At 54.9% G+C, this 1,302-nt stretch carries 2 protein-coding genes and 1 pseudogene; 2 read left to right on the top strand and 1 reads right to left on the bottom strand.

Translation table 11 applies throughout. From position 1 onward, the window contains the following. Both FGE21_RS19795 and FGE21_RS19800 read left to right on the top strand, forming a co-directional pair. Window positions 1-346, top strand: a pseudogene (locus FGE21_RS19795) (molybdopterin-guanine dinucleotide biosynthesis protein MobA); the annotation flags it as partial. 37 nt (window positions 347-383) lie between these two features. Then, the gene (locus tag FGE21_RS19800) at window positions 384-641 is read left to right on the top strand and encodes a hypothetical protein (RefSeq protein ID WP_139665114.1); all 258 of its coding nucleotides are present in this window, start codon (window positions 384-386) and stop codon (window positions 639-641) included. Between the two features lie 90 nt (window positions 642-731). Here FGE21_RS19800 and FGE21_RS19805 read toward each other — a convergent pair. Beyond that, the coding region (locus FGE21_RS19805) for a calcium-binding protein (RefSeq protein WP_139665115.1) at window positions 732-1,302 on the bottom strand (571 nt) is incomplete at its 5' end.

Genomic DNA, 1,302 nt, shown 5'->3' on the forward strand with positions numbered 1-1,302 from the left:
CCACTCAATTGGGGCGGCTCAGGTTGTCGGACGATCAGAGGAACGGGACGACGCGCCGAAGCCGGAGCTGCGCAATTACGCGCGCGAGCGGCTGAAAGAGATCATGGAGAAGGACGCGGGCCGAGACGGCCAGGCGGCGGTTCACAAGCTGGACGGCCATAGCGATCCGGAGCTTGGCGAGGACACCGGGCGCGAGGCAGGCAAGCCGTCCGTGAACGAGCGGCTGAAGGATGTGTTGAGCAAGCCGCGTGAGAAGCTGGAGATCGAGGACGAGCGCGATCTGGAAAAGGATCAGGAGGTCGAGAAGGATAGGGATATCGACCGTGATCCAGGCCTCAGTCACTGATAATCATTGTCTGAAACGAGGAGAGGAGAAATATAAGATGCATGAAGTGTTCAACGTGGGCGAAACGATCCTGCTGGACGGAGAGCCGCTATCGTTGGTGACGCGTGCGGGCATCGAGCATAGCTACCGATACGATCAGGTACGCGATCCGTTAGACGGTCAGACGAAGTACCGTTGCCTCTATGAGAAAGGCGGAGCGGATGTGCCGTTCGTGCTGGTCAGCGATCCTGATACTGACGACGGGCGGGTGATCCTGTTCGACCAGAAGCCGGAAATGCCGCCTCTGGGCCAGTGACGAGTGTCGTCTAGACACACAGAAAACGCCGACGCATGGGCTGCGAAGTACAAATCCCTCACCGCACAGCCTATTTGGTCGTCGGGAGACCTACACGAACACAAACTCATCCTCGACGATTGGTGCGGATGAAAGATCGTTGCGGTTCCAAGTCACACCATCGGCAAATTCAAAGCTTTCGATGCCGTAGTCATTGCTGGAATGAAGCTGGTCCAGGAAGGTGATTTGTTCGTTGTTGGCCAGTGTCATGACGACGTCGTTAGGGTCAGATTGCAGGCGCTGGACCAGGATATCTGTCGAGCTGACATCCACAAACTGGAACGTGTCATTTCCAGTGTGGTAGTCATAATCGGTGACACTGTAAGAGCCGTCTCCCAAGCTGTGAGTATAGTTTTCATTATTGTCTGTGCCGACGACGGTTCCAGTTGCTTTCTGGTCGGCGACCATCCGATTGCGGATCGCCTGTTGGTCCCAGGTTGTTCCATCATCGAACACAAATGCATCGATTGAATGGCGGGTGTTCTCGTCGAGCTGATGATTGATGGTAATTTCTTCTCCATTGTTCAGAGAAACAACCAGGTTATTGCCGTCCCGGCCAAGTGTTAGATCGTCAACACCGATGTTTGTGAAGGTCAGGCTGTCATTGCCCCTGTTGTAATCA

Origin of the sequence: Phaeobacter sp. B1627 (assembly GCF_006265095.1) — a bacterium.
Classification (GTDB): domain Bacteria; phylum Pseudomonadota; class Alphaproteobacteria; order Rhodobacterales; family Rhodobacteraceae; genus Epibacterium.

Excerpts from the sequence above, each read along its gene's own strand:
- FGE21_RS19800 (WP_139665114.1), top strand. The coding sequence starts at position 384 with ATGCATGAAGTGTTCAACGTGGGCGAAACGATCCTGCTGGACGGAGAG.